Here is a 14,011-nt window from a genome sequence, read left to right on the forward strand (position 1 = left end):
TCCCTGGGAACTATTCCCAGACTAGGGTGAGATCGGCAACAAAGCCAGGGAGGGCGGGATCCCCTTCTAGGTAAGCTGGGCGCTCCAGAACTTGGACGGGCTGGCCGGGGCGATAGACGTAAACTCGCTGGCTTTCCGGGTCGATCAGCCAGCCCAGTTGGGATCCGTTCTCGAGGTACTCCTGCAGCTTGGCCTGCAAAGCAGCCAGGTCGTCGGAAGGGGATCGCAATTCCAGGACAAAATCCGGACACAGGGGGGCAAAGCGGCGGCGCTGCTCTGGAGTAAGCTGCTGCCAGCGCTCCTTGGCAATCCAGGCGGCATCGGGAGAGCGAATAGCCCCGTTGGGCAGGGCAAAGCCGGCAGAAGCATCAAAGGCCACGCCAAGCTGGGTTTGGCGGTTCCATTGCCAGAGTTGGGCGCTGAGGCTCAAGTTTTGGCGGCTGCTTTCGCTGCCGACAGGGGCCATGGCCACTAGCTCCCCTTTGGCGGTGCGCTCCAGGCGCAGCTCAGGGTTCTGCCGGCAGAGCTGTTCAAAGATTTCATCGGTCAACTCCAGGCTGGGCCGTAAGTTGAGGGAGATCACGGCCTTAGGGATCCCGTTTAGAGGATTTGAGGATGGGCTGGCGCTATTGTAGTCTTTTGGATCCCTCACCCCTAGCCCCTCTCCCACAGCCAGAGGGGAGGAAGTTGACACTCCCACCGCCTAAAGGCGGGGGATTCTTACGCAGTCCACAAAAGAACCCGTAACGGCGTTGTCAAAGCGCCTCTGGACAGTTCCTGAAGGCAAAGCCCCAAGGTTCTGCTGACTTTCTTAATCCGCCGGTTTCCGTAGTTCGGTCAAGCTTTTGCAACCAAAACCCCTGCGGCTTGTGAGTCTTGAGCCTAGCCAGCTCCTTGTTGTACCCCTGGTTAAAGGACTTGACTTTGCGGCCATCAATGATGAAGCTATGTCCTAAGTTGCTAACGCACGTGAGCCAGTTGTTGACTCCGTGGTCAATTGCTAGAGCTTTTCTCGGATCCAGCGATTTGGGCTGGGCAGGCTTGGCATAGACCCACTCCAGCTACAGACTTACAGGTCTGTTGCGCGGCGGAGACATACATTGCGATGAAGTGCTTGTTTTGGGTTCTCACCATCTCAGCGCAAAGCGCACCATAGCTTGCCCATCGCTTCGTTTTGAAATAGACTTGTCTCGCATAGTACAAAGCACAGTTGTACACCTTATTAGACTGTTGACACAAGTACTCTAATAGGGGGACTAGCTCCCTGTTCCTGACTCGAACCTGCTGACAGCCGCACTCCATCATTGTTGGCAAGCGGCATGACAACCGCAGTCTGACATGGGCAAGCGATAATGCGAGAGGAAAGTCAACGGTACAATCACTACAACCATGCTGTGGGGCTAGCGGTTGTTTATCTTATTTTTTGGCCAAAGAGTAAGGAGAGAGGTCTTGGTGGGAGAAGTCAGGAAGAGGTTGTTTGAGCTATGAAACTATATCAACGACCCCCATCATGGGTAAGCGACTAAAGTGACTAGCGGGCTTTTCCGCCCCGCACTCAAGTGCGGGGCTACCAAGCTATCCTTTTGTGTGCAAAGTCAGCCAAGGAAGGGCTTGTTCAGGCAAAGATCGCCTGTACTCCCAGGTTGACCGCCTCGGATTTCACAAGCCACGGCTTGCTTTCCCCTCTTCTACTGCCCCAGGGACTGCAGCCAGCCGATGAGAGTAGTGCCAGACAAGGCTTCAAACAGGATCAGGGCAACAAAACCGATCATCGCCAAACGCCCGTTCAAGCGCTCTGCATAGTCGGTGAAGCCCACCCGCGGAACGGTGTCCACGTACATCTCCGGCTCGATGGCGTAGTTGTTGAGGCGGCCACCTTCTTCGACTACGACGGAGCGATATCTGCTCATAGGATTCTCCTTGCTTTTTCTCTACTAGCGTAGCGCGCTCTACATAGGACTGTAAAGTTTTGTTTACAACTTTGTTCACCCCCGCAACAAGCCGACACTGATTAGGCTAGGAAGAGTTTGTAGGCCGGATTGTGGCTTTCGTCCCAGTAGCGATAGTTCAGGGTATCCAGAAAGCGCTGCCAGGCGGGCATTTCCGAGGTGGGCACTTGCATGCCGATGAGGACGCGACCGTAGTCGGCGCCGTTGTTGCGGTAGTGAAAGAGGCTGATGTTCCAGTTGGGGCTCATGCAAGACAAGAACTGCATCAGGGCCCCGGGCCGCTCCGGGAACTCGAAGCGGTAGAGCAGCTCGTTCTCGGCCAGGGGGGAGCGCCCCCCCACCATGTGGCGTAGATGCAGCTTGGCCAGCTCGTCGTCGGTGAGATCCAAGGTCTTAAAGCCAGCCCGCTCCAGATCCAGGGCCGCTGCCTGGGCATCGGCCCGATCCCGCACCTGTAGGCCGACAAAGATGTGAGCTTCGTGGGTATCGGCAATGCGGTAGTTGAACTCGGTGAGGTTGCGCTGGCCGATGTGGGCGCAGAACCGACGCAGGCTGCCCCGCTCTTCGGGGATGGTGACGGCGAAAATGGCCTCCCGCTGTTCGCCGATCTCGGCTCGCTCGGCCACAAAGCGCAGGCGGTCGAAGTTCATATTGGCCCCGCTGGCCACCGCCACCAGGGTCTGTCCCTGGATGCCGGTGCGGCTGACGTAGGCTTTGAGGCCGGCAATGGCCAAGGCGCCGGCGGGCTCCAAAATAGAGCGGGTATCTTCAAAGACATCCTTGATGGCGGCACAGGTGTCGTCGGTGCTCACCAAGAGGATCTCGTCCACGTACTGCTGACAGAGGCGGAAGGTTTCTTCCCCCACCTCTCGCACCGCCACCCCATCAGCAAACAGGCCTACCTGAGAGAGGCGCACCCTTCGGCCAGCTCGTAGGGAGCGGTACATGGCGTCGGCGTCCAGCGGTTCTACCCCAATGATTTTGATCTCCGGGCGCAGGCGCTTGACGTAGGCGGCGATGCCCGAGATCAGGCCGCCCCCGCCGACGGCGACGAAGATGGCGTGGATGGGCTGTTGAGACTGGCGCAGGATCTCCATGCCGATGGTGCCCTGGCCAGCGATCACCAGGGGATCGTCGAACGGATGGATGAAGGTCAAACCTTTCTCGGCTTCCAGTTGCCGCGCGTGAGCATAGGCATCGTCAAAGGTGTCGCCGTGCAAGACCACCTGGGCCCCCCGCGCCCGCACCGCGTCTATCTTCACCTGGGGGGTGGTGACGGGCATCACGATGACCGCGTGGGTGCCCAGCCGCTGCGCTGCCAGGGCTACCCCTTGGGCGTGGTTGCCCGCAGAGGCCGCGATCACCCCTTGCGCCAGTTGCTCCGGAGGCAGGTGGGCCATCTTGTTGTAGGCCCCCCGCAGCTTAAAGGAGAAAACCGGCTGCAGATCTTCCCGCTTGAGCCAGACCTGGTTGTTCAGGCGGCGGGAGAGGTTAAAAGCCGGCTCCAGGGGGGTTTCTTGGGCGACGTCGTAAACGCGAGCCGTGAGGATCTGAACAAGATAGTCACAATACATCGGGATGTATCGACGTCGATAGGGTTGAAAAATGTCGAAAAACGTTGCTCCCGGTGGTGCGGGCTGCTCAAACGGGCAATGGATATTATCCCAGGGATCCAACCCTTCTCAAACGAGGGGGGCTTGGGGATAATAGCAGGGGCAATGGGAGAAAAAGCGATGTCGGCGCAGGAAAAGTTGAAGGCGCTGCTGGAGGGCCAGCCGGTGGCCAGCTTGGCGGTGCTGGATCACGGATCCCCGGCGGTATCGTTGGTGCCCTTCGTGGTGCAGTGGGATCCCTTGCGCTTTGCCATTGTCATCAGCGACCTTTCTTCCCACACCCAGGCTTTGCGGGCGGATCCGCGAGCCAGCCTGCTCATCCACGAGCCGCCCACGCCGGGGGATCCCCGCAGCAACCACGCTTTGCCGCGGGTGATGGTGAGCGGAAAAGCCCAGTTCCTCAGCCGCAAGGAAGCGCAAGCCCAGGGGTTCGAGGCTCTTTATCGCGCCAAGTACGAGATTGCCGAGATGATCCTGGGCCTAGCGGACTTCCACTTCTGCCAGATCACCCCCACCGGCGGCAGCTTCATTCAGGGGTTTGGCCAGGCCTTCCGGCTGAGCGGCCCCAACCTGGATCAACTGGAGCACCTCGGTCGCTCTTAGGCGGGAGAACCCAGACCTTCCTCCTCGCGGGAGTTGCTAGGGGATCCCGAGCTCAGGTTTTCGGGTGGGATCCCGGATCCAAGCCAGCAGCAGCGGGTTGACCAGCTCCGGGGCCTCGTCTTGGGGGCAGTGGCCAACTCCCGGCAGGGGGATGAACCCCACCACGCAGGGGAACTCGGCCAAGGCCCGCCCCAAAGCAATGGGCTCCCAGGGATCCACCTCTCCCCAGAGGATGAGGACGGGGCAGGTGACCTGGGGCAGGAGATCCTCGGCCAAGGGCCCCTGGGAGTAGCGCACAAAGGCCAAGAACACCTCTGCCGCTCCCGGATCGAGGGCCGGTCGCAGCAAAAGCTGCACCAGGTCTTCCGTAACCGCTTCCTTGCGCCCATACGCTTGGAGGAGGATGTTGCGAATGGCCCAGGGCTGGGCTATCTGGGCAAAGAAAAACCGGCCGAAGGGGGGCCACCCCAGCAAGGACTGGATGAGGGGGGTGGTTCGGCGGCGCAGCCAAGAGATCTGGCGACGCTTGCGCTCGTGCAACAGCCGCAGTGAGGGATCCAACATCGCCACCCCCAAGGCCTGGCCTGGCTCGAAAACAGCCGCCTGCAAGGCCACAATGCAACCAATGGAGTTGCCCACCAGATAAGCTGGCTCCCCCACCACCTCCCGCCCAAAATCGGCCACCTGGGCGCCCCAGGTTTCAAAGGTGTAGGGGAAAGGGGATCCCGGCAAGGGCTTGGCGGATCCCCCAAATCCCAGGAGGTCAAGGGCGTACACGCGGCAGTGCCGCCCCAGCTCCGGCAAATTTTTCCGCCAGTGGTCGCTGCTGGCCCCAAAACCGTGGATAAGCACCACCGCCGGGCCGGCGGATCCCGCCTGTTGGTAGCGGATGGACTGGCCCTGCCAGAACCAGCGCCCCTCGCGGGGGGCCAAGACGCTTGTAGAAGGCTGTTCAGAGAGCATGGAATCCCTATCTCACCCCGAAGGATAGCGCTCTTTTTTGTTGGCACAATCTGGATTGGGAAGCAAGTTCTCTCCCTAGGCCCGTGGCAATGTCGTTGGTAACCTACTCCCTTTTGGGCGTCAACCTGCACCTTACCCTGCCGGAAACCCATCTGCAGAGCTATACCGCCTGGATTGAAGCCCGCATCAGCCAGGGCCTGGGTGCTCAGGTAGTCACCTGCAATCCGGAGATGATCATGCAGGCGCAGCGGGATCCGGCCTTTGCCCAAGTGCTGCAGGAGGCTGAGCTGGTGATCCCAGATGGGGCGGGGGTGGTGTGGGCTTTGCGGCGGCAGGGGATCCGTGTCCAGCGGGTGCCGGGGATCGAGCTGGCCGAAGCTTTGATCTCGCGGGCAGCAGAACGGGGGTGGCGCTTGGCCTTGGTGGGAGGAAGGCCGGCAGTCAACCGGGCAGCGGTTCAGCAGTGGCAAGCTCACTTTCCCTCTCTGTCCATTTGGGGCCATCACGGCTACTTCTCTGGCGCCGAAGAGGAAAAACTTCTGCAAGCTCTCCAGAAAATCCAACCCCAACTGGTGTGGGTGGGGCTGGGATCCCCGCGCCAGGAGCTGTGGATCCAGAGATGGCGCAGCCTCTTGCCCCAGGCCATCTGGATGGGGGTGGGGGGCAGCTTCGACATTTGGGCCGGCCAAAAACGGCGAGCCCCGCGCTGGTGGCGTGACCATCACCTGGAATGGTTGTATCGTCTCTATCAGGAACCTTGGCGCTGGCGACGCATGTTGGCTTTGCCCAGGTTTGCCTGGCGGGTGCTGTGGGATCGCTGATACATTTACGCTGAACACTGCTGAACATCACTGTTCAACTATGCAGCGATAGCATTCTGCTTGTTTCCATTCGCGTTAGCGGGACGGAGTCCAAACAGAATGGCGGTATCCCGCAAAGCTTTGAGTAGAATACCCAAAGCGCAGTTTCCGTGTCGTCTTACTACCAATTTTCTGCTTTGCTTTGGCTACCATGTTGGCAGACTCGAAAGTAAACAGAAAGATCAACTGGTAGTAATCCGTACTGAACATATTATACATTATTTTCAGTATAGTTGAGCTTATTATTGACTAGAGTCATGCTCTTCTCCCTCGCGCTCCTAGCCTGGCAGCTCCACTCGTTCCCTTCTCTCTAGGCGCTTTACCACGATGCTTGGTCAGCACATCGGCTACGCTCCCCGCCTTCACCCTTGGGCTGGTACAGCCCCAAACCCCTCCCTCCTCGTCCCAACCGACCCAGAAACCACCTTGGGCCTCTACCGCAAGCCCCAGACCGGATCCCTGCCAGCCCTAGGTAGCGCTGAGAGCATGGTGTCGCTGCGGGGGGTGAGCAAGGTCTTTCCCAACGGCAACTGGGTTTTCCGAGATGTGAACTTGGAGGTGCGCCGCGGCGAGTTTGTGTTCGTAACCGGGGTGTCGGGGGCGGGCAAGTCCACCCTGCTACGGCTGCTCTACGGGGCCGAACAGGCCACCGAGGGCACGGTGATAGTGGATGGGGTGTGTCTGTTTTCTTCGGAAGGTCGGCGACGGCCCTACCGCATCCCGCCCCGCCCCCTAGCAATGTTGCGGCGGCGCTTGGGGGTGGTTTTTCAAGACTATCGCCTCTTGGCCAATCGCACCCTGGCGGAAAATGTGGCCTTTGTGCTGCGCGCCCAGGGACTTTCCCCAGCAGAGATTCGCCGCCGCCTGGGGCCGACCTTGAAGATGGTGGGGCTGACCGAGAAGCGGGATTGCTTCCCGGACGAGCTTTCGGGAGGGGAGCAACAGCGCCTCAGCTTGGCCCGCGCCATTGTCAACATGCCCGTCTTGTTGCTGGCCGACGAGCCGACGGGAAATCTGGATCGGGAAAACTCCCTATTGGTGCTCCAAATCCTGGAGCGGCTCAATTCTTTTGGCGTGACGATCCTCATGACTAGCCACGACCCCTATCTGGTGGAGCGGGCCGGCCACCGGGTGGTGCGCATGGAGGGAGGGCGCCTGTATGATCTGCGCTGAGGGCTGCCGGGATCCCTACTTTGCTCTTCACAAGCTTTTTGAGATCCCGGAGAGCAGCTTTGCCGGTTGCATCAGCAGACCGTAGGCCCTAAGCCAGCCGCATCAGCACAACAGCGGCACCGCCCGCGGCGACTTGTCAAGCCAGCCCGACCAGTTACATCAGCGGGTCGTGGGCCTTACTCGCGCAGACCCTCAGGTTGGGTTTCCAGAAGCTCCTCCCTTAGCTGATGAGCGGCAGCCACCATATTTTTCAGTGCGGGGATCACCTCCTCCCAGCGGCGGGTCTTGAGGCCACAATCGGGATTAACCCAAGTTTGCTCCACAGGCAAGTGGGCCAGTCCTGTGCGCAGCTGCTGCAGGATTTGCTCAACGCTCGGCACCGCAGGGCTGTGGACATCGTAAACGCCGTTGCCCACCTGGTGACGATACCCAGCCTGGGCAATTTGCAGCAGGGTTTTGTTGTTGCTGCGGCTGTTTTCAATGGAAAGCACGTCGGCATCCAGCCGCTCAATGTGCTCGATGATGTCCCCAAACTCTGAGTAGCACATGTGGGTGTGAATCTGGGTTTCCGGCTTGGCCCCGCCGGTAGCTAGGCGAAAGGCATCCACTGCCCAGCTGAGGTATTCTGGCCAGCGTTCTTTTTTCAGAGGTAGCCCCTCCCGCAGTGCCGGCTCATCCACTTGCACCATCACCGCTCCAGCCGCTTCCAGATCTGCCACTTCGGCTCTCAAGGCCAGGGCAATCTGCAAAGCCTGCTCCCGCCGGGGAATATCAACACGGGGAAAGGACCAGTTGAGCATAGTCACTGGCCCCGTGAGCATGCCTTTCACCGGCTTTTGGGTGTGGGACTGGGCTACTTGGAATTCCCGCACTGTCATGGGTTGGGGGCGAACCACGTCGCCGTAGAGAATGGGAGGGCGCACGCAGCGGCTGCCGTAACTCTGCACCCAGCCGTGTTCAGTGAAGGCAAAGCCTTCCAGCTTCTGGGCAAAGTACTCCACCATGTCGGTGCGCTCAAATTCTCCATGCACCAACACATCCAGGCCAATCTCTTCTTGAATGCGGATGCACTTGGCAATCTCAGCGTCAATGGCTGCTTCGTACTCCGCCTGCGAAACCTCCCCTCTTTTGTACTTAGCTCGCCACTGCCGCACCTCTGGAGTTTGGGGGAAGGAGCCAATGGTGGTGGTGGGCAAAGGTGGTAGCTGAACCTGCCGACTTAGGCGCTGCTCGTAGGGCAGGAATCGCTCGAAGTCCTGGAGCTTGAGGTTGGCCAAAGCCTGGCGCACTTGGGGGTTGGGGGGGCTAAACTGCGCAAAGCTCTGCCACTGCTGCTGGATTTCCGCCTGCTGGGCAGCAGTGTCTTCGCCGTTGAGGGCTCGCGCCAGGAGAGCTACTTCGGCCAGCTTCTGTTCGGCAAAGCTGAGGACATTTCTGAGGGGTTCCGGCAACTGGGCTTCCAGAGCAGCGTCGTGGGGCACAAATTGCAACGAAGCGGAAGGCTGCACCCGTAGGTTGGGAGCTACCCCCTGCAGCTCCCGCAGGCTGGCCAAGACGGTCTCAGGCTGAACCTTCCAGACATTCCGAGCGTCCACTACGCCAGCACCTAGGATCTGGTCAGCCGGAAAGCCATAGGTTCTTACCAGATCCAGGGTGTGGCCACGGGTAAAGTCAAGGCTAATGCCGGCCACCGGCAGTTGCACCACCCAGGGGTAAGTCTCCCCCAGGTCATCGAAGTAGGTGACCAAGTGGACACGGATCCCGGCGGTTGCCAACTGGCGGTAGCTCATTTCCACAGCTTCCCGCAGGCCACTTCCCTGGCTGGTAACCAAAATGGGATCGTGAATCTGGACTTCTGGGATCCCCAGCTGTTTTAACTCCTGGAGGAGATCCCGGTACAGAGGAAGGAGCTTTTCCAAGTCCGCCCGCAGATCCCCAGATCGCTGGCTAAGGCAGAGCAAAGTCACTGGACTGAGGACAACGGGGCTGGTGCGCTCCCCTAGGATCCCTTGGGCCCGCCGAACTCTTTCCAAAAAATCCCCAAAGTTAGGACTGGGATCGGCTTCCGGCTCAATTTCGGGTACCAAGTAGTGGTAGTTGGTGTCAAACCACTTGGTCATTTCCAAAGCCGGCAGGCCCTCCCGCCCCCGCGCCATGGCAAAGTAGCGGTCTAAACCCGACAGACCTCGGAACCGAGAGGGGATCAGCCCCAGCCAGGTGGCCCAGTCCAGTACATGGTCGTAGAGAGTCTGATCCCCTACCGCAATGTGATCAATCCCAGCTTGTAGCTGAGTCTGCCAGGCTTGAGTCTCCAAATCCCAAAAGGTAGCCAGCAGAGCCTCTGACCCTAGGGCACCACTCCAAAAGCCTTCCAAAGCTTTTTTGAGCTCGCGGCGCTTGCCCATGCGGGCATACCCCAATGTCATGGTTTGTGCAGTCATGTTGTGTGCCATCCCAAATACTGAGTTTTCTAATTTTCCTGCGTTCAATTCGCCCTCAACTGGGATCCCGCCCGCCAAGGAAGAAACCGGCTGTTCCTCTCTTGCCTCTGGAACCCCAACAAAACACTGCCTTTTGCGCAAAAAAGATACTCAACGCAGCCAGCGATCGCAGTGGCTACTTGCCAGCCACCAATTGAAGTCAGGAAGCCTGACATCTCACTCTTTCCTTCGCGTAGGCGGGCTGTAGATCTTGATAGATCTTGGTGCAACAGCACCCAAAATTTACTCTCTCCCGGCCAACTGGCTCAGAGTCTTGCTTGGGTTCTTGGACTTATTTCTACTGCTGAGGAGTACCGAAAGCTTGTGGGAGCAACGCCGGGAAAATGCTCAGGATAACGAAAGCAGAAACGAGCTAAAGCCAAGACAGTTACCATCTGTACCTCGCAGATGTTGTGAAGTTTAGAAAAACCATCGGCGGGCATTCTGACTGACACGGTTTTGGGGGACAAGATCTGGATCGGCAGCGAATGACTCTAGAGATTTGCTGCAGAACTTCTCCTAAACCGGATCACAGCTGCGGGACAGCGGCAGATTCTCACTGCTCTTTCCCCGTTTCCTCTGGCGGCTGATCCCCGTCAGAACCGATAGCTGAGCTACATCGTATCACGGAGTTCAGAGACGGGAGTAGAGTGCTTCAATCATCACCAAGCCAGCAGCCTTTGGAGCTACCAGACCTCACCTTTCACCCAGCGGTCTTGCAGGAAGTCATCGGAATCCTCTAAACATCCTCCCCCCCTGCATTGCTCTCAAGATAAGGCAGTGATAGCTTAGCTGCCATAAGTCTTGTCCAGGAGGCAAGGGGGTTTGCTCCTTTTTGCTGAAAAAGCGACAGATCGGGGTTTCTATGGCATCAAGCTTAAAAGTAACTGTGTGGTCTGTGGGCCTCTTCTTGCTGAGCCAGATGTGGGCTGGATGCGCTCAGAATGCTGCTAAGCGGACAGCTTTCGATCCAAAGCTAGCAGGATCCAGCGATCAAATCGTGCTGGCCATTGGAGGGGAAAGGGAAGAAGGATTTGATCCCACCCTGGGCTGGGGACGTTACGGTTCGCCTTTGTTCCAAAGCACTCTGCTGCGGCGGGACGAGAACCTTGAGATTGTAAACGACCTGGCGACTGGCTACACTGTCAGCCAAGATGGCCTAACCTGGACGGTAACCCTACGAAAGGATGCAGTCTTCTCCGATGGAAAACCTGTCACAGCAGCGGACGTGGCTTACACCTTTAACCAAGCAGCTCGGAGTGGTGGTCTGGTCGACCTAACCGCCCTAAAGGAAGCAGTAGCTATCGACACTCATACGGTGGAGCTGCGGCTGCAAAAACCCCAAAGTACTTTTGTCAACCGCCTCATCACCTTGGGTATCGTGCCTCAACATGCCCACGGGCCTGATTATGCTCGCAAACCCATTGGCTCTGGCCCCTACCGACTGGTGCAGTGGGATGAGGGGCAACAACTGATTGTGGAGGCAAATCCCTTATATTACGGCCAGACTCCTGGCATTCGGCGGCTGGTTTTCCTTTTCCTGGAGGAGGATGCAGCCTTTGCAGCAGCCCGAGCCGGACAGGTACACGTGGTTAGCGTGCCTCAGTCTTTGGCTAAGCAAACTGTTAAGGGCATGAAGCTTCACGCCATTCCCAGTGTGGATAACCGAGGGCTGATGTTCCCCTTTCCCCCTAGAACCGGTGCGACAACCCCAAAGGGATACCCCATCGGCAACGATGTGACTTCTGACTTGGCGATTCGCAAGGCGGTCAACTTCGCCATTGACCGACAGGCGCTGGTGGATGGAGTCCTAGAAGGCTACGGATCCCCTGCCTATGGCCCAGTCAGCGGTTTGCCCTGGGAAGAGCCGACCGCCAAGATTGAGGACAACAATCCAGACCTGGCCCGTCAGATTCTAGCTGAGGGAGGCTGGAGCGATAAAGATGGGGATGGGGTAGTGGAAAAAAACGGGCTGCGGGCTGAGTTCACCGTGCTCTACCCGGCCAACGACAGTATTCGCCAAGCCCTGGCCCTAGCTGTTGCAGAAATGCTGCGGCCTGTGGGCATCCGAGTCAATGTCGAGGGCAAAAGTTGGGATGACATCATTCCGCTCATGCACAGCAACGTGGTGCTGTTTGGCTGGGGCAGCCATGACCCAACTGAGATGTACAACCTCTACCACAGCAAAGCGGCCCAGGGGGGATTTTTCAATGCCGGCTACTATGCCAACCCGTTTGTGGATCGAATGCTGGATCTGGCTATGGAGGCCCCCTCTGAAGCTGAAGCTATCCCCTTCTGGCGGGCAGCCCAGTGGGATGGAAAGCAAGGCTTTACTGCCAAAGGAGATGCAGCCTGGGCTTGGTTGGTAAACCTGGATCATACCTACTTTGTCCACGAGTGCTTGGATATAGGCCAGCCGCAGGTACAGCCTCATGGCCATGGTTGGCCAATCACAGCCAACATCACCCGTTGGAAATGGACGTGCAACTGAGGTCAGTTCTGCTGTTTCTGGCTTATAAGCTGACTCGGCTGGGGTTGCTGCTGGCGGCTGTGGCAGTCCTGACGTTTGCCCTGCTCAGCTTCTCCCCTGTTGATCCCGTACAAGCCTATGTAGGGGCCGACATGCTGCAGATCAGCCCAGCCCAACGAGACCTGATTGCCCAGCGTTGGGGGCTGGATCAGCCCATGCTGCTTCGCTTTGGGAACTGGCTTGGGCAGATGGTTCAAGGCAACTGGGGCACCTCAATGGTGTTCAATCAGCCAGTGGTGCAGGTCATTCAACAGCGGTTTGAGCTATCGCTGCCCTTACTGGCAATTGCCTGGCTGCTTTCCGGTTTCCTGGGAGTGGGGTTGGGGGTTTTGGCCGCAGCGTTTCAGGGCACTTGGGTTGACCGCGGTATTCGTCTTTACGCCTACACCCTCGCCTCTTCTCCCCCTTTCTGGGTGGCGCTGCTACTCTTGATCGCGTTTTCGGTAGAGCTGGGTCTAACACCTATCTGTTGCGCCGCGCCACCTGGCGCGTTGGCGGAGGAGGTGACTTTTTGGCAGCGCTTACACCACTTGCTCTTGCCTGCTTTCACCCTAACTTTCATCGGCGTTGCCAACATCACCTTGCACACTCGTCAGAAGCTCATTGACGTGTTGCACAGCAACTATGTGCTGTTTGCTCGTGCCCAGGGGGAAAGCCTGGCTGGGATCCTGTGGTACCACGGCTTGCGGAATATCTTGCTGCCTGCGCTGACGCTGCAATTTGCCTCCTTTGGGGAACTGTTTGGTGGCTCAGTGTTAGTGGAACAGGTGTTTGCTTATCCAGGACTGGGACAAGCAACGGTACAGGCAGCTTTGCGCAGTGATGTGCCTCTGTTGGTGGGCATTGTGTTTTTCAGCGCCTTGTTTGTCTATGCCGGCAATACCCTAGCTGACCTGTCCTACCAGATTGTCGATCCACGCATTCGCCTTGGCGGGAGGATAGGATGATCCCTTTTGCATCGCCTCGTGTTGCTGCTGCTGATGCCGATGGGGGGATGAAATTCTCAGAGTCCTCTGTCAAAGGAGAGCGCAGGCGGCAGACTCTGTGGGCAATTGGACTGTGTGCTTTTTTTTTGGTGTCTATCCTCTGCAGCGCTGGGCTTATCGGCGATACCGGACTGAGCCCGAACCTAACTCAGCGGAATCAGCCTCCTTCCCTGGCCCATCCCTTCGGCACCGACTGGCTGGGGCGGGATATGCTGGCCCGATCCTTGCACGGGATGTCCCTTAGTCTGTGGGTAGGCATGCTGGCTGCCGCCGTCAGCGTGGTGATCGCCGCTGTTTTGGGTTTGGTGGGTGGCACGGTGGGAGGCTGGGTGGATGCCTCGATCTGCTGGATGATTGACCTATGTTTCAGCCTGCCTCACCTGGTGGTGCAGATCCTTATAGCTTTTGCTGTCGGCGGCGGAGTTCGGGGAGTCATTGTTGCCGTTGCCCTCACCCACTGGCCCAGCCTAGCGCGCCTGGTGCGGGCCGAGGTGTTACAGGTCAGCAGTTCTGACTATGTCCAGAGTTCTTACCGACTGGGCCGCTCTTCCCTCTGGGTTGCCCGCTACCATATGATGCCTCACATTTTGCCCCAGCTCCTAGTGGGACTTATTCTGCTGTTTCCCCACGCCATTTTGCACGAAGCAGCCCTCTCATTCATTGGGGTAGGTATTTCGCCGCACCTACCGGCCATCGGCATTATTCTGGCCGAATCCATGCGCCACCTCTCCACCGGCTACTGGTGGCTGGGGGTTATGCCTGGACTGCTGCTGCTGCTGTCGGTCAAGGCTTTTGACTGGCTGGGAGAAAACCTGCAGGCCCTTCTCAATCCGCGTACGGCTCAGGAGTAGGGA

General features: G+C 58.4%; 12 protein-coding genes, 1 pseudogene and 1 riboswitch. Of the genes and pseudogenes, 7 read left to right on the forward strand and 6 right to left on the reverse strand.

The window, feature by feature from the left end; translation table 11 throughout:
• Positions 1-10 precede the first annotated feature (10 nt).
• Entirely contained in the window at positions 11-583 is a 573-nt protein-coding gene (locus tag CYA_RS00670) for a Uma2 family endonuclease (RefSeq protein ID WP_041438035.1), read from the reverse strand.
• A 172-nt stretch (positions 584-755) separates the two neighbouring features.
• Positions 756-1,061 (reverse strand): transposase, encoded by a 306-nt coding sequence (locus CYA_RS14355; RefSeq protein ID WP_083759184.1) that lies wholly within the window; start codon positions 1,059-1,061, stop codon positions 756-758.
• A gap of 291 nt (positions 1,062-1,352) precedes the next feature.
• Between CYA_RS14355 and CYA_RS14520 the strand changes: the two are divergent.
• A pseudogene (locus CYA_RS14520) lies at positions 1,353-1,485 on the forward strand (IS200/IS605 family transposase); the annotation flags it as partial.
• Between the two features lie 203 nt (positions 1,486-1,688).
• Here CYA_RS14520 and CYA_RS00675 read toward each other — a convergent pair.
• Entirely contained in the window at positions 1,689-1,910 is a 222-nt protein-coding gene (locus CYA_RS00675) for a high light inducible protein (RefSeq protein WP_011429062.1), read from the reverse strand.
• A gap of 101 nt (positions 1,911-2,011) precedes the next feature.
• On the reverse strand, positions 2,012-3,523 hold the full coding sequence (gene ilvA, locus CYA_RS00680) for a threonine ammonia-lyase, biosynthetic (RefSeq protein WP_011429063.1): 1,512 nt from the start codon (positions 3,521-3,523) through the stop codon (positions 2,012-2,014).
• 144 nt (positions 3,524-3,667) lie between these two features.
• Here ilvA and CYA_RS00685 point away from each other — a divergent pair, with 144 nt between their 5' ends.
• On the forward strand, positions 3,668-4,165 hold the full coding sequence (locus CYA_RS00685; RefSeq protein ID WP_228375391.1) for a pyridoxamine 5'-phosphate oxidase family protein: 498 nt from the start codon (positions 3,668-3,670) through the stop codon (positions 4,163-4,165).
• A 36-nt stretch (positions 4,166-4,201) separates the two neighbouring features.
• Here CYA_RS00685 and CYA_RS00690 read toward each other — a convergent pair whose 3' ends face one another.
• Positions 4,202-5,128: an alpha/beta fold hydrolase gene (locus CYA_RS00690; protein WP_049749697.1), complete on the reverse strand. Its 927-nt coding sequence runs from the start codon at positions 5,126-5,128 to the stop codon at positions 4,202-4,204.
• 89 nt (positions 5,129-5,217) lie between these two features.
• Here CYA_RS00690 and CYA_RS00695 point away from each other — a divergent pair, with 89 nt between their 5' ends.
• Both CYA_RS00695 and CYA_RS00700 read left to right on the forward strand, forming a co-directional pair.
• A complete protein-coding gene (locus CYA_RS00695) occupies positions 5,218-5,949 on the forward strand; it encodes a WecB/TagA/CpsF family glycosyltransferase (protein ID WP_011429066.1) in 732 nt (243 codons plus the stop codon).
• 366 nt (positions 5,950-6,315) lie between these two features.
• Positions 6,316-7,161: a cell division ATP-binding protein FtsE gene (locus tag CYA_RS00700; protein ID WP_228375392.1), complete on the forward strand. Its 846-nt coding sequence runs from the start codon at positions 6,316-6,318 to the stop codon at positions 7,159-7,161.
• Between the two features lie 176 nt (positions 7,162-7,337).
• Here the strand turns inward: CYA_RS00700 and metE are convergent, their stop codons facing one another.
• Complete coding sequence (gene metE / locus CYA_RS00705) at positions 7,338-9,602, reverse strand: 5-methyltetrahydropteroyltriglutamate--homocysteine S-methyltransferase (protein WP_011429068.1); 2,265 nt, start codon at positions 9,600-9,602, stop codon at positions 7,338-7,340.
• A gap of 455 nt (positions 9,603-10,057) precedes the next feature.
• Positions 10,058-10,263, reverse strand: a riboswitch (cobalamin riboswitch).
• 378 nt (positions 10,264-10,641) lie between these two features.
• Here metE and CYA_RS00710 point away from each other — a divergent pair.
• From CYA_RS00710 to CYA_RS00720, 3 genes are all read left to right on the forward strand, one after another.
• Complete coding sequence (locus tag CYA_RS00710) at positions 10,642-12,132, forward strand: ABC transporter substrate-binding protein (protein WP_228375393.1); 1,491 nt, start codon at positions 10,642-10,644, stop codon at positions 12,130-12,132.
• Entirely contained in the window at positions 12,117-13,118 is a 1,002-nt protein-coding gene (locus CYA_RS00715) for an ABC transporter permease (protein WP_011429070.1), read from the forward strand. Before CYA_RS00710 ends, CYA_RS00715 begins: the two co-directional genes overlap by 16 nt.
• A 128-nt stretch (positions 13,119-13,246) precedes the next feature.
• Positions 13,247-14,008 carry an ABC transporter permease gene (locus CYA_RS00720; protein WP_228375493.1) on the forward strand — a complete coding sequence of 254 codons (762 nt, stop codon included), beginning with the start codon at positions 13,247-13,249 and terminating at the stop codon, positions 14,006-14,008.
• Positions 14,009-14,011: the final 3 nt, after the last annotated feature.

Origin of the sequence: Synechococcus sp. JA-3-3Ab (assembly GCF_000013205.1) — a bacterium.
GTDB lineage: Bacteria > Cyanobacteriota > Cyanobacteriia > Thermostichales > Thermostichaceae > Thermostichus.

Coding starts and splice junctions, on each gene's coding strand:
- CYA_RS00700 (WP_228375392.1), top strand. CDS start 6,316: ATGCTTGGTCAGCACATCGGCTACGCTCCCCGCCTTCACCCTTGGGCT.
- metE (WP_011429068.1), bottom strand. CDS start 9,602: ATGACTGCACAAACCATGACATTGGGGTATGCCCGCATGGGCAAGCGC.
- ilvA (WP_011429063.1), bottom strand. CDS start 3,523: ATGTATTGTGACTATCTTGTTCAGATCCTCACGGCTCGCGTTTACGAC.
- CYA_RS00685 (WP_228375391.1), top strand. CDS start 3,668: ATGGGAGAAAAAGCGATGTCGGCGCAGGAAAAGTTGAAGGCGCTGCTG.
- CYA_RS00675 (WP_011429062.1), bottom strand. CDS start 1,910: ATGAGCAGATATCGCTCCGTCGTAGTCGAAGAAGGTGGCCGCCTCAAC.
- CYA_RS00690 (WP_049749697.1), bottom strand. CDS start 5,128: ATGCTCTCTGAACAGCCTTCTACAAGCGTCTTGGCCCCCCGCGAGGGG.
- CYA_RS00695 (WP_011429066.1), top strand. CDS start 5,218: ATGTCGTTGGTAACCTACTCCCTTTTGGGCGTCAACCTGCACCTTACC.
- CYA_RS00715 (WP_011429070.1), top strand. CDS start 12,117: ATGGACGTGCAACTGAGGTCAGTTCTGCTGTTTCTGGCTTATAAGCTG.